This is a genomic window from Natronorubrum halobium, assembly GCF_051351675.1.
Taxonomy (GTDB): Archaea; Halobacteriota; Halobacteria; order Halobacteriales; family Natrialbaceae; genus Natronorubrum.
Window position 1 is genome coordinate 3856332 of record NZ_CP195595.1, and the last position, 20730, is coordinate 3877061.

At 64.0% G+C, this 20730-nt stretch carries 17 protein-coding genes, 1 tRNA gene and 1 pseudogene; 9 read left to right on the forward strand and 10 right to left on the reverse strand.

Annotation, left to right across the window (positions count from 1 at the left end; all coding sequences use genetic code 11):
- Positions 1–2: 2 nt before the first annotated feature.
- On the reverse strand, positions 3–1649 hold the full coding sequence (locus tag ACSFC7_RS19190; protein WP_436344414.1) for a 4Fe-4S ferredoxin N-terminal domain-containing protein: 1647 nt from the start codon (positions 1647–1649) through the stop codon (positions 3–5).
- A 258-nt stretch (positions 1650–1907) separates the two neighbouring features.
- On the opposite strand from ACSFC7_RS19190, the gene ACSFC7_RS19195 reads away from it, so the two are divergent.
- Complete coding sequence (locus ACSFC7_RS19195) at positions 1908–3002, forward strand: ATP-binding protein (protein ID WP_436344415.1); 1095 nt, start codon at positions 1908–1910, stop codon at positions 3000–3002.
- Between the two features lie 674 nt (positions 3003–3676).
- On the opposite strand, the gene ACSFC7_RS19200 is transcribed toward ACSFC7_RS19195, so the two are convergent.
- Positions 3677–3761 (reverse strand) — tRNA-Ser (locus ACSFC7_RS19200).
- Positions 3762–3878: 117 nt separating this feature from the next.
- On the opposite strand from ACSFC7_RS19200, the gene ACSFC7_RS19205 reads away from it, so the two are divergent.
- Positions 3879–4829 (forward strand): AAA family ATPase, encoded by a 951-nt coding sequence (locus ACSFC7_RS19205; protein WP_436344416.1) that lies wholly within the window; start codon positions 3879–3881, stop codon positions 4827–4829.
- Between the two features lie 74 nt (positions 4830–4903).
- Here the strand turns inward: ACSFC7_RS19205 and ACSFC7_RS19210 are convergent, their stop codons facing one another.
- On the reverse strand, positions 4904–5101 hold the full coding sequence (locus ACSFC7_RS19210; RefSeq protein ID WP_436344417.1) for a DUF5800 family protein: 198 nt from the start codon (positions 5099–5101) through the stop codon (positions 4904–4906).
- A gap of 127 nt (positions 5102–5228) precedes the next feature.
- Here ACSFC7_RS19210 and ACSFC7_RS19215 point away from each other — a divergent pair, with 127 nt between their 5' ends.
- The 5 genes from ACSFC7_RS19215 (at position 5229) to ACSFC7_RS19235 (ending at position 10879) form a co-directional block, all read left to right on the forward strand.
- Positions 5229–6089 carry a polymer-forming cytoskeletal protein gene (locus tag ACSFC7_RS19215; protein WP_436344418.1) on the forward strand — a complete coding sequence of 287 codons (861 nt, stop codon included), beginning with the start codon at positions 5229–5231 and terminating at the stop codon, positions 6087–6089.
- Between the two features lie 276 nt (positions 6090–6365).
- Positions 6366–7235: an electron transfer flavoprotein subunit beta/FixA family protein gene (locus tag ACSFC7_RS19220; RefSeq protein WP_436344419.1), complete on the forward strand. Its 870-nt coding sequence runs from the start codon at positions 6366–6368 to the stop codon at positions 7233–7235.
- Position 7236: 1 nt separating this feature from the next.
- A complete protein-coding gene (locus tag ACSFC7_RS19225; RefSeq protein WP_436344420.1) occupies positions 7237–8817 on the forward strand; it encodes an electron transfer flavoprotein subunit alpha/FixB family protein in 1581 nt (526 codons plus the stop codon).
- Positions 8817–10499, forward strand: a complete 1683-nt coding sequence (locus ACSFC7_RS19230; protein WP_436344421.1) for an FAD-dependent monooxygenase — start codon at positions 8817–8819, stop codon at positions 10497–10499. The genes ACSFC7_RS19225 and ACSFC7_RS19230 overlap by 1 nt, the downstream gene beginning before the upstream one ends.
- A 2-nt stretch (positions 10500–10501) precedes the next feature.
- Positions 10502–10879 (forward strand): hypothetical protein, encoded by a 378-nt coding sequence (locus ACSFC7_RS19235; protein ID WP_436344422.1) that lies wholly within the window; start codon positions 10502–10504, stop codon positions 10877–10879.
- A 318-nt stretch (positions 10880–11197) separates the two neighbouring features.
- Here the strand turns inward: ACSFC7_RS19235 and phoU are convergent, their stop codons facing one another.
- From phoU to ACSFC7_RS19270, 7 genes are all read right to left on the reverse strand, one after another.
- Positions 11198–11869, reverse strand: a complete 672-nt coding sequence (gene phoU, locus ACSFC7_RS19240; RefSeq protein WP_436344423.1) for a phosphate signaling complex protein PhoU — start codon at positions 11867–11869, stop codon at positions 11198–11200.
- 192 nt (positions 11870–12061) lie between these two features.
- Positions 12062–13234, reverse strand: a complete 1173-nt coding sequence (locus ACSFC7_RS19245) for an MFS transporter (RefSeq protein WP_436344424.1) — start codon at positions 13232–13234, stop codon at positions 12062–12064.
- A 276-nt stretch (positions 13235–13510) separates the two neighbouring features.
- Positions 13511–14374, reverse strand: a complete 864-nt coding sequence (gene pstB, locus ACSFC7_RS19250; RefSeq protein WP_436344425.1) for a phosphate ABC transporter ATP-binding protein PstB — start codon at positions 14372–14374, stop codon at positions 13511–13513.
- 269 nt (positions 14375–14643) lie between these two features.
- A complete protein-coding gene (locus ACSFC7_RS19255) occupies positions 14644–16305 on the reverse strand; it encodes a cache domain-containing sensor histidine kinase (protein WP_436344426.1) in 1662 nt (553 codons plus the stop codon).
- 152 nt (positions 16306–16457) lie between these two features.
- A complete protein-coding gene (gene pstA / locus ACSFC7_RS19260) occupies positions 16458–17408 on the reverse strand; it encodes a phosphate ABC transporter permease PstA (protein ID WP_436344427.1) in 951 nt (316 codons plus the stop codon).
- Complete coding sequence (gene pstC / locus ACSFC7_RS19265; protein ID WP_436344428.1) at positions 17405–18325, reverse strand: phosphate ABC transporter permease subunit PstC; 921 nt, start codon at positions 18323–18325, stop codon at positions 17405–17407. Before pstC ends, pstA begins: the two co-directional genes overlap by 4 nt.
- Positions 18322–19296, reverse strand: a complete 975-nt coding sequence (locus tag ACSFC7_RS19270; RefSeq protein ID WP_436344429.1) for a PstS family phosphate ABC transporter substrate-binding protein — start codon at positions 19294–19296, stop codon at positions 18322–18324. Before ACSFC7_RS19270 ends, pstC begins: the two co-directional genes overlap by 4 nt.
- 206 nt (positions 19297–19502) lie before the next feature.
- Here ACSFC7_RS19270 and ACSFC7_RS19275 point away from each other — a divergent pair, with 206 nt between their 5' ends.
- Positions 19503–20498 (forward strand): PhoU domain-containing protein, encoded by a 996-nt coding sequence (locus ACSFC7_RS19275; protein WP_436344430.1) that lies wholly within the window; start codon positions 19503–19505, stop codon positions 20496–20498.
- Positions 20498–20701 (forward strand): annotated as a pseudogene (locus ACSFC7_RS19280) (aldo/keto reductase); the annotation flags it as partial. The gene ACSFC7_RS19275 and the pseudogene ACSFC7_RS19280, both read left to right, overlap by 1 nt.
- Between the last annotated feature and the right edge of the window lie 29 nt (positions 20702–20730).

Here is a 20730-nt window from a genome sequence, read left to right on the forward strand (position 1 = left end):
GATCAGAGCGACAGGCCGTCGATGCCGACGGTTCCCTCGTCGAGGACGTCCTTTCGGTTGTCGACCTGACCCACGTCGTCGTAGGAGACCGGTCCCTCGACCTGGTGGGCGTCCGGCCCGGGCTCGTTGCCGAGATAGACGACGTTCGGGTCCGTGCCGATGTTGTCGAGCAGTTTGAACTCCGAATCGGGATCGCCGGCGAACGCCTCGAGTCGCTCCTCCGCGAGCTCCTCGGTCGCCCCCTCGAACTCCTCGTCTTCGTCGGGCTCTTCGGCGAGGTCGAGTTCGATCAGGAGCTCTTCGTCCTCGAGGTCCAGCCCGTGATCCTCGAGAACGGTGACCAGTTCGGTGACGGTCGCTTCCTGTTCGACCAGACTACTGTTCCCCTCCACTTCGGGTTGGTCCGGATCGCGCAGCAACTCGACGGCGAGCATCAGTCCGATCGTCTCCTCGTCGAGGTCCTCGACGGCGTCGACGATGGCCTCGAGGTCTGCGTCCTCGCCGTCCAGTTCTTCCTCGAGAGTCTCCGGCTCTGGTACCGCGGCCGCGAGTCGGACGAGCGTTCGGCTCCGTGCGGTCTCGTCGATATACCGCTGCGGATCGCTGTTCGGATTGTTCATATCGCCGAACTGGATGACCTCGGGCGGACAGGCGTCCTCGCAGGCGGTCCTCCCGACCAGTTCCTCGCCTTTCGACCCGTCCTGACGGGTCGGACAGAACGTACACTTCTCCATGACGCCGCGCGGTCCGCGGGCGCTGACCGGTCGATTACGATCGTCGTAGACGTGATCCTCTTCGAGTTCACTTTCGTCGACCTCCGGTTCCTCCCACTGGAAGTAGTTGACGCCGTACGGACACGCGACCTGACAGTAGCGACAGCCGATACAGACGTCGTAATCGGTCAGGACGAGGCCGTCCGAATCGCGGGTGTGTCGGGCCGTCGTCGGACACACCTTCTCGCAGGGAGCGTCGGTGCAGTGCTGGCAGGGTCGAATCAGGAACTCGAAATCCTCCGTCGACTCGAACTCGTCGGCATCGGGCGACGAAACGGTGTCGTCCTCGTACGCGAGGATGTACATCCAATTCGCCCCCTGATCCCAGTCGTGTTCCGCCTGACAGGCCACGACGCAGGAGAGACAGCCGTCACAGTGCTCGAGATCCAGCGTCATCCCCCACTGAACGCCGTCGCCGTTCGTATCGTCGGGTTCGTCCGCCTCCTGCTCCTCGTCCTGGACGAACGCGGACTCCGCGTCGTTTCCGCCACTGTTAGCTGCGCCCCAGGCGCCGAGTCCCACGGCCCCGGCACCCCCCATCTTCTTCATCACGCTGCGGCGGGAGTCCTCGCCGACGCCGAACCGCGAGAGCGTCTCCTCGAATCGCCCGTCCTCCCTGGACGCCTCGATCTCGTCGGCCATAGGGCGGCTGTCCTCGCCGAACTCCTCGACGACGTCGTCGTGATACCGGTCGTAGAACGCCTCCTCGGAGAGCTCCCCCTCCGTGACGCGCATGGCGTCTTTCGCCATCTCCATCCCTAACTCCGCGTCGTACTCGGTGTCCTCGAGCGCGTCCTCGAGGCCGTCCTGCCACGATTCACCGAGCGGATGGAACGTCTCCTCGTCGTCACGCTCACGGCTGTCGTCGTCGTTCATCGTTCCACCTCACCCCACCGTTCGGTGCAGTTAGTCCGGTTCCGTTTCATTGCTAGTTGCTGGCACGCAACTACCAGCCAGATATCGATAAACGGGGTGCTTGCGAATGACATGCAATCGGAGTCGACGATCGGCCGGGTTACACGCGATACCCGGTCGACGTCCGACGTTCGAACCGGCGGAGAGTCCGTACCGCCCGCAACGCCTCCCGGCCCGAACGGGAACAACGTTTTCTCCGTCGGCCGACTGTGACCGTCCATGAAATCTCGAGAGCCGGAGGCTCTCGTTCCAGCGGCAGTCGACACGCTCCCGATCAACTTTGCGATCCTCGACGAGGAGGGGACGATCCTGCATACGAATCGCGCGTGGCGGGAGTTCGGCAGAGCGAACGATCTCGAACTGCAGCCGGATACCGTCGGCACCAACTATCTCGAGATCACCGCACACGGGGAGACGGAGACCGCACGGACCGCCGCCGTGGGGTTATCCGAGATTCTCGAGGACGAACGGGAACTGCTCGAATTCGAATACCCGTGTCACTCCCCCGACGAACGGCGGTGGTTCCTCATGCGGGCAGCACCGTTTACCGACGGCGATCGGCGGTACGTCGCCGTCGCGCATTTCGATATCACCGAGCGCCACGAGTACCAGCGTCGCTTAGAGGAGTCCAACGAACGCTTAGAGCAGTTCGCCTACGCCGTCTCCCACGACTTACGGGAACCGCTGCGGATGGTCACGAGCTACCTGGAGCTACTCGAGCGCCAGTATGCCGGCGAACTCGACGCCAGCGCCGACGAGTTCATCGACTACGCCGTCGACGGCGCCGAGCGGATGAAAGCGATGATCGAGGGACTTCTCGAGTACTCTCGCATCGATACGCGGGGCGAGTCCTTCGATTCGATCGATCTCGAGGCCGTGCTGGACGACGTCCTGCTGGATCTCGAGAGGCGGATCGAGGAGTCCGACGCCGAAATCACCAGCGAGTCGTTACCGACCGTCGCGGGCGACGCCAGCCAGCTCCGCCAACTGTTCCAGAACCTGCTGGACAACGCCATCGAGTACAGCGGCGAGCAGCCGCCTCGAGTGACGATTTCCGCCACTCGCGACGAGGACGAGTGGATCGTTTCGGTCAGCGACGAGGGGATCGGCATCGATTCGGCGGACGAAGACCGGGTTTTCGAGGTGTTCCAGCGGCTCCACAGCCACGAGGAACACGCCGGGACGGGAATCGGTCTCGCCCTCTGTCGGCGGATCGTCGAACGCCACGGCGGCGAGATCTGGATCGACTCCGGCCCGAACGACGGAACGACGTTCTCGTTTACGCTCCCTGCCGTACGCGATCGTACCGACTGAAAACGCGATACCCGTTCTCACGCGCTTCGCTGAACGAGCGCAGCGTCTATCGTAGTGCACCTCGTACGCAACACGTAGTTGCGGCAGGCAGCGCTCTCACCGATCAGTTCGGACGTGTGCGTACTCGAGTCGGTCTTGCTCGCTCCTTCGGTCGCTGCGCCCCGTCCAGTTCAGATCTCCGGGTCGTTTTCCGCTTACGGATACCGAGCGCACGCTACGCGGTGCTCGGTGGTGCTGGTCGCAGAAAAGCGCCGAGAGGGAGATTTGAACCACGCCCGAGAACCTGCGCCGTAGGCGCAGAGCCTCGGTCTCATTCAAATCTCCGCTCCCCGTTCCAGCGACATAGACGACTCACTTCGTTCGTCGTTGTCTGTCGCTGAGAAGCGCCGAGAGGGAGATTTGAACAACGCGAAGACGGTCGCTCCCGTTGGTCGCGCTGCGTCTTCTCTCGTTCAAATCTCCCCGTGCGAGTTTTCAGCAGCACGAACGGCTCGCTCCGCTCACCGTTTTGTGCTGCTGAAAACGCCGAGAGGGAGATTTGAACTACGCCGAGACGTTCTTGCTCGCTCCCTTCGGTCGCTGCGCGAGCTGCGACTCGTCTAGTTCGGATCTCCGTTCCGCGTTCCAGCGACACGGACGACTCACTTCGTTCGTCGTTGTGTGTCGCTGAGAAGCGCCGAGAGGGAGATTTGAACTCCCGAGTCCGTGAGGACAGTAGATTTCGAATCTACCGCCTTGGCCGGGCTAGGCTATCTCGGCTCATCCATACCTACCCGGGAGACGTTTTTACCCGTTTCGATTTTTCCGCCCGAATGTGACTGGCTCTCGTCCCTCGAGAGCGAAATCCATTTGACACGAGCGTGCGACCCGTGAGCTATGAACGGAACTCAGGCGACCGCCGACTGCGAAGCCGTCCTCGAGGCGGTCGGCGACGCCGTCATCTGTGATCGAGCCTTTCTCGAGGAGATCCTCCTCGGCGTCGTCGGCCGCGGCCACGTCCTCGTCGAGGACGTACCGGGAACGGGGAAGACGCTGACCGCACGCACGGTCGCGAGCGCGCTCGGACTCTCGTTTTCGCGCATCCAATTTACGCCCGATCTACTTCCGTCCGACGTCACCGGCACGCACATCTTCAACGAACAGGATCGGGAGTTCGAGTTCTCGGAGGGCCCGATCTTCGCCAACATCGTGCTGGCCGACGAGATCAACCGCGCGCCGCCGAAGACGCAGGCCGCGCTGCTCGAGGCCATGGAGGAAGGCCAGGTCACGGTCGACGGCGAGACCCGTGTGCTCCCGGATCCCTTCTTCGTCATCGCGACCCAGAACCCCGTTGAGCAGGAGGGGACGTTCCCGCTGCCGGAGGCGCAGGTGGACCGCTTCCTCGTCAAGACGGCGATGGGGTATCCCGACGAGGGCGGCGAAGTCGAACTGCTCCGACGCCGGGCGAGTCGCGACACGACCAGTCCGTCGGTCGACCCCGTCCTCGAACCGGAGCAGGTCGCACAGTTACGACGGGTACCCGAGACGGTTCGGGTCGACGAGGATCTGCTCGAGTACATCGCAACGTTGGCCCGAAAAACCCGGACGGACGGCCGCGTCGAGACCGGCGTCTCCCCGCGCGGCACGCAACGGCTGTTCGAGGCGGCCCGCGCGTACGCCGTCGTCACGGGCCGAGAGTACGTCAGTCCCGACGATATCAAACGGGTTGCTCGGCCGGTCCTGGCACATCGACTGGTCCTCACGCCCGACGCGACGGTTAACGACGCCGACAAGGGGCGGATCATCGAGCGCGTCCTCGAGTCGGTGCCCGTGCCGACGATCGACTGACTGGCCGGTGCGGTGTTCGAACGAGAAGCCGGCCGACGCTCGCGCGAACGTCTGCGTCGCCAATCGGCCGGCGCTCAGTCGAGAATATCGCCGACGCGCCGCGGTTCGCCCCGCAGGTTCGGCTGCTCGGCGACGATCTTGAGCACTTCGTGGTCGGTCACGTCGTAGTAGGACTTCTCCGTGGCCTCCTCGATAAGTTCTTTCTCGAGGCGGAACTCGGTGCCTTCGTAGACGACGTCGACGCCCTCGTCGTCGAACGCGAGTGTAGTCATATGCGAATGTACGCGAGGGGACCCATAAAAGAGAGGCGACTGCCCCCGCACGAGCGTAAGACGCGCGTCAGACGGATGGCGGACGACGCGCGAGATTTATTACTGGATAACTCCTTTGGGCTGAAACGTGGCATTTAGCAGGGATCCGCTCGACGAACTCGTCATTCCCGACGGGACGGAAGCCAAGGAAGTCGACCTCGTGACCGACGGTGACGTCCTCGTCGGGACTCGATCGACGATCGACTTCGGCGTCCGCGGCCGGAACGTACTCGCGGGCGAGAGCGTCGAGTTCGGCGGTGCCATCGAAGCCGAGGGCGACTGCCGACTCGACATGTGGTGTGACGTCGCCGAGAACGTTCTGGTCGGACAAGACGCCTACATCGGCGAGCGGGTCCACGTCGCCGGCGAGATGAAAGTCGCCGGCGATCTGGACATCGGTGACGACGTCGAGATCGAGGAGGGGTTCGAGGCCAACGGGTGGATCGTCATCCGCAATCCGATGCCGACGATCGTGCTCCTGTTCGTCTACCTCAAACACCTCCTGCTCGTCGGCGAGGAGGACACGGCCCAGCGACTCGTCTCCGAACTCGTCGACGAAGAGGGGGACGCCCAGCCCGACGTCGAACCGCTCGTGATCCCCCGGAACGCGACCGTCAGCGACGACGCCTGGCGGGTCTCGACGCCCGCAACGATCGGCGACGACTGCCGCCTCCACGGCAACGTCCGTGCCGAAACGATCGACGTGGGCACCGATACGACGATTTTCGGCAGTCTCCGTGCGCGAGGCGACGTCACCGTCGGCGAGGGAACGCGAATCCACGGCGATCTGACGACCCGCGACGGCGACGTCACGATCGAACCGGACGCTCGCGTCCTCGGCGACGTTTCGTGTAACGACCTCGAACTCGGACCCGAAGCCGAAGTCGACGGCACGATCCGTGCCAACGGCGAGATCACGATGGGGACGACCGAACGCGACCCCGAATGATCGTCGGTTGAATCGGGTGATCATCGGCCGACCATCGGATGACAATCGGCCGAACACCCCCTCGTCGTCCGTCTCAGGGACGTACTCGTCCGTTCTCGAGCAAATTCTCATCGGGTAGGGGCCCGTGTTATACCGGTGATCGGCTCCGATCGAACGACTAGCAAGCGAAACGCGGACTTCTCTGGGCGATTTTTACCCCTATTCTTAATACCGATAATTACGATAGGGGTTGACAGGCATGGGAATGACAGACGCGAAACCGAAACGGAGGGTGCGATGCGATCGATCGTGCTGACAAAAGGGGTGCCGGACTTCTCGGAAGGGGCCGTCTCGTTCGACGAGGACGGCCATCTCGAGCGCGGAAAGACGCCGACGGTGATGAACCCGAACGACAAGTTCGCCGTCCAGGCGGCGCTGCAGACGAGGGTCCGCCACGGCGGGCACGTCAGCGGAATGAGTATGGGACCGCCGGGCTACGCCGACGTCCTGAAGGAAGCCATGGAGTCGGTCTACACCGACGACAACTACCTGCTCTCCGACCGGGAACTCGCCGCGTCGGACACGTGGGCGACGGCGATCACGCTCAGTGCCGGCCTCGAGACCTATCAGGAGGAGGTCGGCGACATCGACCTCGTCTTCGCCGGCTTCAAATCGGCCGACGGCGAGACGGGGCAGACCGGGCCCCAGACCGCGTGGGCGATGGACTGGCCGATCGTCACGCACGTCCTCGCGCTCGACATCGATCCCGACGAGCGAGTGCTCCGGGCGAAGCGACTCGTCGAGGGCGACGCCGACGAGATCGAGACCGTCGAAGCGCCGTTGCCCTGTTTCGTCGTCACCGACCCCGAGTTCGAACCGACCTACCGCAGGGCCTCCCACCGGCTGACGCACAAACGACTTCGAGCGGAGACCGAGGAACGCGCGGCCGACCACGACGAGCACCTGACGACGTGGAACCACGAGGATCTGAACCTCGATCCGGACTACATCGGACTCGACGGCTCGCCGACGATCGTCTCGTCGGTCGATCCGATCCCCAAAGCTCCCTCGGAACGGGAGGCGACGATGATCGATCCCGGGGACGAGGACGGGATGAGCGAGGTGCTCGAGGAGATGCAACCCTTCGCGGCAGGAGCGGGTGATTGAGATGACCGACGTAGACCCAACCGAACACACGGTCGACGAACTGACCGACGAACTCGAGACGATCGACGACGCGGACGAACTGCAGGCGATCCTCGAGGCCGAACAGGCCGGGCAGGATCGACAGACCGCTCGAGAGGCGGTTCACCGCCGTCTCGAGGCCGTCGGCGCCGTCGATGCGGACGACGACAGCGGCGGCGTCGAGGAAGGAACCGAGACCGAAGGCGAGTACGAGGAGACGAAGGAAGACACCGGCGACGAAGCCGAAGGAGAGGAAATCAGCGACGAAGAGATCGACGAATCGGAGTCGGAGCCCGACGAGGCCGACGAGGAGGAAGAAGACGACGGTCTCTCACACCCGACGCGCGACAAGCGCCACGTCAGAGCCCTCGCGGACGGCGAGTATGCCGACATGTGGGTGTTCTGCGAGACCCAGGGCGGCGAGTTGCTCGACGTCTCGCTCGAGATGCTCGGCAAGGCCCGGCGGCTGATGGACCAGTTCGAGGAGGACTACAACGACGAAGAGCGCGTCGTCGCGTTCCTGATGGGCGACGACTGCGAGGGACTCGCCGAGGAGTGCATCGCCTACGGCGCGGATGTCGCGGTCTACCACGACGACGACCGACTCGAGCGATTCCTGCACAAACCCTATACTGAAATTTCGGCCCACATGGCCCGCGGCGAGGGGACCGTCGAGAGCACCGACTGGCGCGAGTACGACAAGCCGCGCTACGTCCTGTTCCCGGCGACGAACAACGGTCGCGACCTCTCGGCGAAGGTGCAGGCGGAACTGGATTCCGGGCTCGCCTCGGACTGTTCGGACCTCTTCATCGAGGAGAACGAAGTGTCCAATCCGGTCAAGACCGGCGAACCCGGCGTCAAAAAGACGTTCGAGAAGGTCCTCCACATGAAGCGGCCGGACTTCTCGGGCTTCGAGTACTCGACGATCCTCTGTCTCGACAATCCCGGCCGGGAGTTCCACCCGCAGGGGGCGTCGATCATCCCCGGCAGCTTCGATCCCATCGAACGCGACCCCGACCGCGAGGGTCTCGTGATCGAGCACGACATGGAACTCGAGGAGGAGTGGTTCCGCGTCGAGATCGCCGAGTACGACCAGCTCGAGGCCGGGATCGACCTCACCGGCCACGAAGTCGTCGTCTGTCTCGGTCGCGGAATCGCGGACGATCCCACCGAAGGGATGGAGCTCGGACTCGACCTGGTCGACGCCTTCGAAGACGCCGAACTCGGCATCACGCGAGGGATCGTCACCTCCTCCTACCAGTTCGACGGACACGTCGAGCAGTACTCGAAGGAGGAGCGCCAGATCGGCGAGACGGGGCAGGTCGTCGCCCCCGACCTCTACATCGCCGCCGGCGTGTCGGGCGCCGTCCAGCACAAGGTCGGTATGGACGAGTCCGATACCATCGTCGCGATCAACACGGATACCGACGCCCGGATTCGTGACTTCTCGGACTACTTCGTCGAGGGCGATCTGTTCGAGGTGTTGCCGCGGCTGACGAGGGCGGTCGAATCGGGCGAGATCGAACTCGAGGCAGTCGCAGACGGCAGCGGAGGTGACGACTGATGAGCACAGAGAGTAACGAGTACGAACACTACGAGGCCGTCGTCGTCGGCTGTGGGCCCGGCGGGGCCGCGGCCGCCGCGCGACTGGCCGATCACGGCGTCGAAACGCTCGTCTTAGAGCGCGGGACAGAAGCGGGATCGAAGAACGTCTCCGGCGGACTGATCTACGCCGAGGAGTCGGCCGCCTACACGATCGACGACCTCTTCGACGGCTTCCGCGAGGCGGCGGCCGAACGGCCGGTCACCGACTACCACATCCACAACATCGCGGGGAACAAGGTCAAGAGCTACGACCTGACGGACCTCCACGAACACGACACCGACTGGTGTGACGCGGTGCTCCGCCGGCAGATGGACTCCTGGCTCGAGCGACGGGTCCACGAGAAGACCAGCGAGACCGGTGGCGGCGTGTTGACGAACGTTCGGGTCAACGGCTTGCTCCGCGAAAACGGTGAGATCGTCGGCGTAACCTGCGACGAACTCGATCCCATCAAAGCCGACCTGATCGTCGGCGCGGACGGCGTCAACTCCGAACTCGCCCGCGACGCGGGTCTGATGGACTGGGAGGAACCCGACGAGTGGTTCCAGGGCGTCAAGGCCGTCGTCGATATGGATCCCGACGTGATCGACAACCGATTCGATATCGACGCGGACGAAGGCGTCGCCCACCTGTTCTCGGGCGATCTCTTCGAGGACGTCCGCGGCGGCGGGTTCCTCTACACGAACGAGGACTCGCTGTCGATCGGGACCGTCTTCCACCTCGACAGCCTCGTCGAGCAGGAAGCCGAGCCACACGAGCTACTCGACGCACTGCTCACCCATCCGCTGCTGGCCCAGTGGCTCCGCGACGACTATCGGGAACGCGAGTACTCGGCGAAACTCGTCCCCGACTCGAAGAAGGTCGCCCACCCCGAGCCGTACCAGGACCGCCTGGTGCTCGTCGGCGACGCCGCCGGCCAGATGCAGGCCCAGGGGCCGATCATCAAGGGGATGAACCACGCCGTCACCGCCGGCGCGCTCGCGGCCGACGCCTTCGTCGTCACCCGCGGCAACGTCGCGTCCGAGTCAGCGGGTCGGCGCTACGCACAGATGCTCGAGAAATCCGGCACGATGGACAAACTCCGGCCTCGGCGCTACGAACTCAGCCGGACCGTCGGCGAGCGAGACGCGGTTGCAAACGCGGTCGACCGGGTGCTCGAGTCGCCGGTCGGTTCGCTCGCGGTCGGCAACCCGATCGCGAACGGCCTGCTGAAGCGAGCCTACAACTCGCCGTTCCTGGTGTCGATGCTGCCCGACACGAGTACGGGCTACGTCACGCTGCCGACGGTCATCGCCGAGGAACACGGCCGAGCGATTCACTGGGGCAGCGAGATCGAGCCGCCGTCGCTCGAGGAACGCATCGGGGATCTCACCTACGATACGGACGTCGGGAACCCCCACATCAAACTCAAGGACGAGTCCGCCGAGGCCAGCGGGGCGGCCGTCCACGCCTGTCCGGTTAGCGCCGAGGACTTCGGCGGCGGCTGTTACCGCTCGGAGACGGTACAGACGAACGGCAGCGAGGAGACGCTGGTCAGCCTCGACACCCAGCCCTGCATCGAGTGCGGAACCTGTGCGATCGTCGCGGATACCGAGTGGGACCATCCGCGGGGCGGCAAGGGCGTCGAGTACCGCGAGGGATAGCTATGAGTCGCTACGGCCCTCGAATCGCGGCCCTCGAGCGCCGTGCGGAGCGAGATCGGACTGCCGTGGCGGCCGACGACGGGGCCGAAGGAGCCGAGCCGGACGACGCCGCGACGTACCTCCGCGAGGGAGCGGGGCAAGCGATCTGGCTCTACGTCGAGGCCAGAACCGGCGGTCGACTGGTTCCGTTTTCGCCGGCCGAACTCGCCGCCCTCGAGCGGGCGATGAACCGCTGGTTCGAGTGTTACACCCGCTGTTACGGCGTCGAACTCGAGGCCGAGTTCACCGTTCGAGAAGCTGCGGACCTGCTCGTACAGACGCGAAACGTCGACGACGTCGGCCAGCTACTCACGGGGACGCCACCGCGAAATCATCGCTGAGGGCGCTCGTTCGCGCAGCTACCTGCACGAAACCGTCGATAACCGAACGTACCGTTCGAGTAGGGCGTCTCGCCGCTCGAGAACCGATGGATCGCGAGTGCCGTCTCACCAGCACGATCGGTGCGGTCTCCGCCTCGTTGCTCGCCGGCGATCGGTCTCGTCGAATTACTGATCGCCGCTGGCGTCCCGGCGACCGGATCTCCTGACCGGCAGTTTCCGCACCGACAACGGACGGTACTGCGATCCCGGCTGTCCGAACGATTCGATTCGAAAAACGGGTCGAGGGCCGACTCGAGTTCGGTCCCGAAATCGCCGTTCTCAGTAGATCAGTTCGTCGTCGTTCTCGACCATGTACAGCGTTCGCGCGGCGATGTTGACCGCGTGGTCGCCGACACGCTCGAGATCTCGAATCGTCAGTAACAGCCGAGAGACGTCCTGCAGAAGTACTTCGACCTCCTCGGGCGAGTCGAGTTCGCGCTCGATGAGGTCCCGGACGACGATCTCGCTCGCCCGTTCGGCGAAGTGATCGAGGTCGTCGTCGCGTTCGGCGAGTTCCCGACAGGCCTCGACGTCTTCGGTGTCGTAGGCGACCATCGCGTCCTCGATCATATCGAGCGTCAACTCGCCCATCTCCTGGACGTCCACGTCCGGGAAGAGGTCCTCCTGGGCATCGAGGGTGTACTCCCCGAGGTTGACCGCGAGATCGGCGATCCGTTCGAGGTCGGTTATGATCTTGAACGAGGCGGCGATGAACCGGAGGTCGCTCGCGACCGGTTGCTGCAGCGCCAGCAGATCGATACACTCCTGCTCGAGGTCGAGATACATCCGGTTGATCTCGCCGTCGCCCTCGATCACCTCGAGAGCGAGTTCGTCGTCTTTCTGCTCCAGTGCGTCGAGTCCCATCCGAAGCCGCTCCATGACGACCTCACTCATGTAGAGAATATCCTCGCGGAGTTCCGTGAGTTTCTCCTGATACGATTTCCGAGCCATGATTCACGCACCTTTCCGGGCGAAGATATAGCTTGCGCTCACTGCGACGGCACCAGCCGCGTCCAGAAGCGACACTGGGGTGCTGGTGTGGGGACGAGACGGTGACGAGAACCGGCGAACCGAGACGATCGCCAACGTTGCCCGATCGGGAACCGCTCTCCCCACTCCGTAGGCCGCTCTCGAGGCGTCTCCCTAGTATCCGAGGCCGAGTGCTCGATTCGCGACCAGGGCGAGAAACGAGGCGAAAAAGAGGACTGACAGCGTTCCGAAGGCCACCCCCCAGCCGAACAGGTCGGCAGTGAGACCGACGCCGACCGATCCGGCAGCGCCGAGGACGGTGTACACCGTTCGAACGAGCCCGAACCCCGTTCCGCGTTCCTCGACGGGGAGGGCGTCCATGAATCGCGGGTCGATCGCCGCGAAGAAACTCGAGCCGATACCCGCCAGAACGACGCCGACGGCCATCGCGAGGCGTCCGGGGTCGAGGATGACCAGCGGCAGCCCGACCGCGCCGGCGAGCATCGATCCGCCGATCGCGACGTCCCGTCCGTAGGCGTCGGAGGCCCGGCCGAGGACGAGCTGGCCGCACGCCCGGATGATGAAGAAGACGGAGAACGCGACGCCGGCCGCGGTCGGCGTGTAGCCGTGAAACGCGATCAGGAACGCCGGGAAAAACGACAGCAGTCCCTGGACGACGTACGTGCCGGCCATCGCGATGAGGAGTGGAAACGCGATGGTCGATCGGGAGAGCAGCCCGACGAGCGAGTCGAGTTCGAGGCTCTCCCGCAGCGGTTCGTCCGGCCGCCGCGGTTCGGTCGGGCGGATCCGCCAGGCGAACAGCACGAAGATCGGAACGCCGACGATCGCCGTCAACGCGACGGCGGGACGCCAGCCGTACCGGACCCCGACCCAGGCCGCCACGACCGGCGCGACCAGCCCCGCCAGCGGTCCGCCGATCGAGTAGAATCCGATGGCAGTCCCGATATCGTCGAACGTCCTGGACAGCAGCGTCGTCGCGACGGCGTAATGAAGCCCCGCGACGCCGCCGAGAGCGACCGAAGCAAGAACGAATACGCCGTACACCGGCGACAGTGCGAGCAGCAGACTCATCACCGTCGTCCCGCCGACGGCGACGAGGATGATCAGCTTCTCCCCGTATCGGTCGGCGAGGATCCCGCTCGGAAACTGCGCGAGACCGTACGCGAGCCACATGCCCGTCAGGGCGATTCCGATCAGCGTGTTCGAGATCCCGAAATCCGCCGTGATAAAGGGGACGACCGGGCTGATCGCCAACCTCGCGAAGTAGGTGACGAAGAAGGCTAACATACACAGGACGAGAACCAGATGCCGGTACTGCCAATTCATAGGAGAGTAGTGTGTACGTGATCGACTCAAGCGAACGCCTATGAGGGTGGTGTTTCCGGCGATGCGTAGCCGTTCGGCGGACGGCGAGGGAACGTCTGCGAGAGCCGGTCCCGTATCGGTGCGTCTCGGTGCAGCAGCCGTATTCGATCGGTCCTCGAGCGATCAGTTCGCTCGGCGAACGAACGGCCGCAGAGAACGTCGAAACCGAGCGCCGGCCGAACCGACGACCGTGAATCCGAAGGTGGAAGCGAAAACGAACGGCTCCGGAATCGCCGACTATCCGAACTTGCCGGTAATGTAGTCTTCGACCCGGTCGCTCTCGGGGTTCTCGAAGATCTTGTTCGTGTCGTCGAACTCGACGAGGTGGCCGCCGGTGAGGAAGACCGCAGTCTTGTTCGAGATGCGGGCCGCCTGCTGCATGTTGTGGGTGACGATGACGACCGTATACTCCTCGGCGAGCTCCTCGACCAGATCCTCGATCTTCGAGGTCGCGACGGGGTCCAGCGCCGACGCCGGCTCGTCCATCAGAATGACCTCGGGGTCGGGGGCGATCGCTCGCGCGATACAGAGCCGCTGTTGTTGGCCGCCCGAGAGATCGAGGCCGCTCGAGTCGAGTTGGTCCTCGACTTCCTCGAGCAGCGCCGCGCGCTCGAGTGCCGTTCGGACCTGTTCCTCGACGTCGTTGTCGTCCTTGCCCTGGACGCGCAGTCCGTAGGCGACGTTGTCGAAGATGCTCTTGGGGAACGGGTTGGGTTTCTGGAAGACCATGCCGATCTTCCGCCGGAGGGCGACGGGGTCGACGTCGTCGTCGTAGACGTTTTTCCCGTGGAAGTAGAGGTCGCCCTCGACGCGGGCGACGTCGATGAGGTCGTTCATTCGGTTGATACACCGGAGGAACGTCGACTTCCCACAGCCGGAGGGACCGATGAGTGCGGTCACCTGCTTCTCGGGAATGTCCATATCGATCCCGTGAAGCGCCTGATCGTCGCCGTAGAAGACGTCGAGATTCCGTGATTCGATGACGGCATCGTCGACGCGTGGTGAGCCGAGCGGCGCGTTGTCGGCCATCGAAGCGTCCGACCGAGCGCCGTCGGATTCTGACGTCGATACGGTTCGGGGTCCGCCGCCATTCGCGGTCATATGAGGTGATTGATTCTTGGGGCTCACGCAGTTACCTGTTGCGGAACGTCGTTCGGTTCGATCACGATCACGCTGTCACTCGTACGTGCCACGACGGGCCGATTGGCGGGCTGAACGGTTCGTATTCGGTTGTCTGGCCTCTCGGATCGAGACGCAGTTGTCATCGTACGATACGATCGGTCGATCGGATAAATAGTGTACTATGACTGCTCTATTCGGCTGTTGTCGTCCCTATACCGCTACTGATTGCTATATAGGAACGGTCGGTGTCAGTTCTGCTCCTCGCTGCCATCGCTCGGCGCTGAGTCCGGAGCCCGCGGGAACTCGAGGACGACGGTCGCCCCGTCGTCACTCGCAGCGTCACTCGATTCGCGCGGCGGAATCAGGAGGCTGCCGTCGTACTGGCTGACGATCCAGTCGACCAGCCACAGCCCGATGCCGCCGGTGTGGCTGACCTGCGAGATCGCCCGGTTGCCGGTGATGACGGCGGCTTCGTCCGCCGGAATGCCGGGGCCGTCGTCGGCGATCCGGATCCGGACGGTCTCGTCGTCCGTTTCGACGGTGACGGCGACGGTCGGCTCCGACCCGGCGTGATCGGCGATGTTCGCGAGCAGTTCGTCGATCGCGACGGCGACCTCCGGTCCGCAGACGGCGACGGCTCGATCCGGAACCGTGACGGTCAGATTCGGCTTCGCGTCGTCGTCTCCCGTCAGCCCGAACTGGACGATGCGTTCGTGAACGACGGCTGCGAGATCGATCCGCGGCGACTCCTCCCCGACCGGATCCAGCAGCTCCTCGGTCATCCGAGCCCGGTCGGCTAACGTGAGCAGTTCTCCCGTCGCCAACCGAATCTCCCGGGCCGACTCCTGCTCGGCCCCGTCCAGTCGCTCCTCGAGGTCGCTGGCTCGGCCGGCGACCACGTTGAGCGAGTTCCGGAGGTTGTGGCGCAGGATTCGATTGAGCACGAGCAACATCTGTTCCCGACGGGCCAGTGCGGTCCCGAGTCGCTCGAGCGCGTCGTCGATACGGCGCCACTCGGTAGCCCCCTCGAACGACGGCCCGGCGTCGTACTGCCGCCGTTCCAGCGCCTTGACGCGGTCGGCGAACTGGCCGATTCGGCGGATCTTCGAGCGGTACACCCAGCCGCCGAAGACGACGATCGAGCCGAGCAAGGCGACGCCCGAGACGGCCTGAAAGACGGCGAGTCGGTTGATCCGGTCGTCGACCGCCGCTCGATCACGGTGCGCCGTGACCGTCCACTCGACGGTCTCGAGGTCGGCGCTGCGTGTGACGGTCTCGTCGAACCGATCGGCGGTCGAATACAGCGTCTCGGTTTCCGTCGCGACGGTGATAGCCTCTCGCTCGTCGTCGCCGTTCAGTATGTCGAACAGGCCGGTCCGTTCGAGCTGGGAGGCACCGTTGAGCGATCCGACGACCTCGCCGTCGACGACGATAGGTGCGCTAATGACGACGACCGTGTTGCCGGTCTGTGCGCGGAACGGGTCGCTGACGTGTTGCTCGCCCGCGAGTCCGCGCTGGACGTACGTGCGATCGCTGAAATCGGCACCGACGACCGCCTCGGATTCGAACCCGGGCGTCGTGGTATCGAACGACTGAACCTCCCCGTCCTCGTCGACCAACGAGGCCCCGTCGAACGCCGTCGACTCGACGAACCGCTCGAGCGCCTCGTCCTGGCGATCCGTTCCGTGTGCGGCGAGATCGGGATTGATCGTCCCGACTGCCACGGTTCGCCGTTGTTCCTCGAGGCGGTCGTCGAGGATCGATGCCGATAGTTCCGCCCGGTCGACGACCGACGCGTTCGTGCTCTCCTCGACGTCGGTTCGGTGCGCGTCGAACGTGACCGCGAGTACGGCTCCTGCAACGAGAATGACGACGAGAAACGCGATACCGAACCGATACACGAGCCTCATTCGAACATGTCTCGATACACCGTACAGATAACGGAGATATTATTCTTGTGGCTGTAATGAAAATGCACAAACAGGAACGCTGTCGTAAATATCAGAACGCTACTGCGTGGCCGAGTCACGAGCGCGTTCGATTCGAAGCACTTCGGCCGGGTTCAACTGCGACGGTCGTACTTGTTCCGGATGTAGATCGCCGTCGCGTTCATGAGCAACAGGAGCGTCAAGAGGACGACGATCCCGGCGGCCGTGACGTGTTGATACTCCGCTTCGGGGAGCGTCGCCCACTCGAAGATCTGCATGGGCATGGCGCTGAACGCGCCGGTGAGACTGTACGGCGGCCGAAACATCGCCGTCGCCGCACCGACCATCAGGATCGGTGCCGTCTCACCGATCGCTCGAGACAGCGAGAGGATGATCCCCGTCATGATGCCGGGTAGCGCCTCGGGGAGAACGACGTTGCGGATCGTCTGCCACTTCGTCGCCCCCGTTCCGTACGATGCCCGGCGCATCGAGTCGGGAACGGCCCGGATCGCCTCCTGTGACGACACGATGACGATCGGCAGAATGAGCAGTGTCAGCGTCAATGCACCCGCGATGAGGCTGCTGCCCATCTGCAGTGCGCGAGCGAACATCGCCAACCCGAGCAGTCCGTAGACGATCGACGGAACGCCCGCGAGGTTCGAGATGTTCGCCTCGATAAACTTCGTCAATCGGTTGTCGGGTGCGTACTCCTCGAGATAGATCGCCGCGCCGACGCCGAGGACCAGCGTGAAGACGGCGGTGAGTGAGATCAGGTAGATCGAGCCGACGAGGGCGGGGTAGATCCCGCCCGGCCCGGTCTCGAGGTCGCCGTAGTTCGCCGGATTGTAGTTCTCGATGAGATTCGAGGGGGGATAGGTCAGGAACTCGAGCGTGAGCCAGCCCCAGGCCTCGACGATGACGTCGGCGAGCAGGGCGATCAGCGCGACGACGCCGACCATCGTCGCTGCGATACAGGCCCCGAGGAACACCTTGCCGTACAGGCGCTTTCGTCGCACCGACGAGCCGTCGAACTCGAACTCGGTGGGGTCGGTTCCGGAGTCGATGGAATCGGTCTCTGCGCTCATTGGTACTCCTCCTGATAGCGGGCGCGGACCCACATGCTGAACACGTTCATCGAGAACGTCATGACGAACAGCGTCAGGCCGACGGCGAACAGGCTCTGGTAGCCGATCGAGCCGACCGAGACGTCACCCGTTCCGATCTGTACCATGTAGGCCGTCATCGTCTGAATCGGTTCGAAGGGGTTGGTCGTAATCTGGGGCAACATCCCCGCCGCGAGCGCGACGATCATCGTCTCGCCGATCGCCCGCGAAATCGCGAGGATGTAGGCGGCGATGACCCCGGAGATCGACGCCGGGAAGACGACCTGCGTTGAGACCTCGAAGCGGGTCGCGCCGAGCCCGTAGGCCGCCTGTCGGAGTTCGTCCGGCACCGAACTCATCGCGTCCTCCGAGAGCGAGGAGACCATCGGAATGATCATGATCCCGACGGCGATCGCAGCGCCGACGGCGTTGAACGTCCCCGTATCGGGGTAGAACTGCTGAATGATCGGCGTAATGAGCGAGAGTGCGAAGAAGCCGTAGACGATAGTCGGGATCCCGGCGAGGATCTCGAGGGTCGGTTTCACCGTCTTTCGCACCCGCGGATCGGCGTACTCGGAGAGGTAGATCGCCGTCAGCGTACCGACCGGTAACGCGACCGCCGCCGAGATGGCGGTGATCAACAGCGTCCCGTACACCAGCGGGAGAACACCGAAGCTCTGCGGTTGAATCCGCGGTGACCAGTTGGTCCCGGTGAAGAACTCGACGAACGAGACCTCGGCAAAGAAGTCGATCGAGCCCTCGATGAGGACGAGGATGATCGCCGCGGTCGTCACCACCGAGAGGAACGCGCAGGCGAAGAAGACGTATCGGGCGACCTGATCGCCGAGCGTTCCGACGTCGTTACTATCGCGTGAGAGATCGATATGGTCCTGGCTCATGCGAACTCCTCGATTCTGTCTTCCAACTTCTCCCGTTGTTCCTCGATCGTCTCGTCAGGAACGGCGTAGTAGCCGACCTCCCTCGCCGTCTCCTGCGTGTTGTCGAGATAGAAGCGAGCGAACTCGCGGACCTCCTCGCGCTGGAGTTCCTGCAGTCGGATGTAGAGGAACATCGGCCGCGACAGGGGCGTGTACTCGTTGCCCTCGATCGACTCTTCCGTCGGTGTGATACAGCCGTCGCCGTCGTCCACGGCGATCAGTTTCAGATCGTCTTCGTTCTCGTAGTAGTAGCCGGCGCCGCCGAAGCCGATCGCGTTCTCGTCGCCCCGAACGCCGCGAACGATCACGTTGGTGTCCGGCGTTCCGGTGTAATCCGATCTGATGTTGCCCGCCTCACCGTTGATCGCCTCGGTGAAGTAGTCGAAGGTACCCGAAGCGGAGTCCCGCCCGAACAACGTTACCTCCTCGTCGGGCCAGTCCGAATCGAGATCGCTCCAGGTGTCGACGTCCGACCCGGACTGCCACAGTTGATTCAGTTCGTCGACGGTAAGGCAGTCACACCAGTCGTTGGCCGGGTTCGCGAAAATCGCGAGTCCGTCCATGACGACCTCGAGTTCGAGCCAGTCGATACCGTTTGCCGAACATTGGTCCTCTTCCTCGGACGTGATCTCCCGGCTCGCGTCCTGAATGACCGTTTCGCCGGCACAGAATCGCTGGAAGCCGGCTCCCGTCCCGGAGCCCCGAACCGGGATGCGAACGCGGTTGTTTTCCCACATGAACCGTTCTGCGACTGCGGCACTGTTCGGTAGTAGCGTGTCGCTCCCGTCGATGATGATCTCTCCCTCGAGGCCACTGTCCTCGCCTCGAACGAGACAGCCAGACAATCCTGTCAAACCAACACCGGCGGTACCGAGCAGAACGCGACGGCGAGAAACCGTGCCGTCTGAACCAGACCTCGGCTCGTTACCCATCAGTGAACTCTATAGGAGATTCTATCTAAATACTCTACTATGTTATCTATATATCTCTACGTTAGGTACAGCGTATCAGTGACGCAGGTCTCGCCGACCGTTTCGTCGGCTCTCGCCCCGGCGACAGCGTCGAACGCGTCTATCGGTGCGATTCGATCTCTATAGAGGAAGGTGGATTTATAGGTACCGGCTCGAAAGCGCGGCGTATGGAGACGCGAAAAGTGCAGGTGACGGGTGGATCGACGTACACCGTCTCACTGCCGAAACCCTGGGCGACGGAGAACGGCGTCAGCGCCGGGACGACCGTCGAGTTCTACCCCGAGAACGACTCGCTGCTGTTGACGCCACAGAACGAAATCGATCGCCAGAAAGGGACGCTCGACATCTCGGATCTCGAGGGCGAACGACTCACGCGGGCCGTCATGACGATGTACGTCAGCGGCTTCGACATCATCCGGCTCGAGGCGGGTCGGATCACGACCGATCAGCGCAGCGCGATTCGGAGCGCGACCCAGAGCCTCGTCGGGGTCGAGGTCTTGGAAGAGACGACCGACAGCGTCGTCATCCAGGACCTGCTCGATTCCTCCGAACTCTCGATCGTCAACGCCGTCTCGCGAATGCGTCTCATCGCCCGCTCGATGCTCGAGGACGCCGTCACCGCCCTCGTCGAGAACGACGACGACATCGCACAGGACGTCATCGAACGCGACGACGACGTCGACCGGCTCTGGCTCGTCGTCTCGCGAATCTTCCGGGCGACGCTGCGCTCGCCGCGCGCCGCGGAGGAACTCGGCGTCCCCCGCGAGGACTGCTTCGACTACCACTCGAGCGCCCGCCAACTCGAGCGGGTCGCCGACCACGCCGCCAAGATCAGCAACCTCGCGCTCAAACTCGAGGAGATCCCCGAAGCCGTCGCCGAGGCGCTCGTCGAACTCCACGGGGACGCCTCGGACGTCCTCGAGAAGTCGATGGACGCGCTGGTCGCCGCGGAGGCCGAGGAGGCGAACCGACTGGGCCACGCCGCCCGCGAGGCCGTCCTCGAGATCGACGAACACACGCGGCGGATCGACGACATGCTGCGCGAGTTAGCGCCCGTGCAGGCCCAGTCGCTCGGGCTGATCGTCGACTCGCTGTCACGCAGCGCCGACTACGGCGGCAACATCGCCGAGACGGCGCTCCAGAAGGCCGCGCCGCGGCCCTGAGGTCGGAACTCGCCGTCGCGACGAAGGTGTACGGCCCGATGCGCGAGGGGCCGAACGGACAGGGGCTCTCCCGCAAGCACGTCCTCGAGCAAGCCGAGGCGAGCCTCGATCGGCTCGGACTCGAGTACGCCGATTTGTATCAGATCCACCGCTGGGACGACGAGACGCCAATCGAGGAGACGCTTTCCGCGCTCAACCGGTTAGAAGCACCCGTGACGCCGGTCTGGAACCC

Excerpts from the sequence above, each read along its gene's own strand:
- phoU (WP_436344423.1), bottom strand. The coding sequence starts at position 11,869 with ATGGCTCGGAAATCGTATCAGGAGAAACTCACGGAACTCCGCGAGGAT.
- ACSFC7_RS19245 (WP_436344424.1), bottom strand. The coding sequence starts at position 13,234 with ATGAATTGGCAGTACCGGCATCTGGTTCTCGTCCTGTGTATGTTAGCC.
- ACSFC7_RS19270 (WP_436344429.1), bottom strand. The coding sequence starts at position 19,296 with ATGGGTAACGAGCCGAGGTCTGGTTCAGACGGCACGGTTTCTCGCCGT.
- ACSFC7_RS19225 (WP_436344420.1), top strand. The coding sequence starts at position 7,237 with ATGACCGACGTAGACCCAACCGAACACACGGTCGACGAACTGACCGAC.
- ACSFC7_RS19275 (WP_436344430.1), top strand. The coding sequence starts at position 19,503 with ATGGAGACGCGAAAAGTGCAGGTGACGGGTGGATCGACGTACACCGTC.
- pstB (WP_436344425.1), bottom strand. The coding sequence starts at position 14,374 with ATGACCGCGAATGGCGGCGGACCCCGAACCGTATCGACGTCAGAATCC.
- ACSFC7_RS19205 (WP_436344416.1), top strand. The coding sequence starts at position 3,879 with ATGAACGGAACTCAGGCGACCGCCGACTGCGAAGCCGTCCTCGAGGCG.
- pstA (WP_436344427.1), bottom strand. The coding sequence starts at position 17,408 with ATGAGCGCAGAGACCGATTCCATCGACTCCGGAACCGACCCCACCGAG.
- ACSFC7_RS19220 (WP_436344419.1), top strand. The coding sequence starts at position 6,366 with ATGCGATCGATCGTGCTGACAAAAGGGGTGCCGGACTTCTCGGAAGGG.
- ACSFC7_RS19230 (WP_436344421.1), top strand. The coding sequence starts at position 8,817 with ATGAGCACAGAGAGTAACGAGTACGAACACTACGAGGCCGTCGTCGTC.
- ACSFC7_RS19235 (WP_436344422.1), top strand. The coding sequence starts at position 10,502 with ATGAGTCGCTACGGCCCTCGAATCGCGGCCCTCGAGCGCCGTGCGGAG.
- ACSFC7_RS19190 (WP_436344414.1), bottom strand. The coding sequence starts at position 1,649 with ATGAACGACGACGACAGCCGTGAGCGTGACGACGAGGAGACGTTCCAT.
- pstC (WP_436344428.1), bottom strand. The coding sequence starts at position 18,325 with ATGAGCCAGGACCATATCGATCTCTCACGCGATAGTAACGACGTCGGA.
- ACSFC7_RS19210 (WP_436344417.1), bottom strand. The coding sequence starts at position 5,101 with ATGACTACACTCGCGTTCGACGACGAGGGCGTCGACGTCGTCTACGAA.
- ACSFC7_RS19255 (WP_436344426.1), bottom strand. The coding sequence starts at position 16,305 with ATGAGGCTCGTGTATCGGTTCGGTATCGCGTTTCTCGTCGTCATTCTC.
- ACSFC7_RS19195 (WP_436344415.1), top strand. The coding sequence starts at position 1,908 with ATGAAATCTCGAGAGCCGGAGGCTCTCGTTCCAGCGGCAGTCGACACG.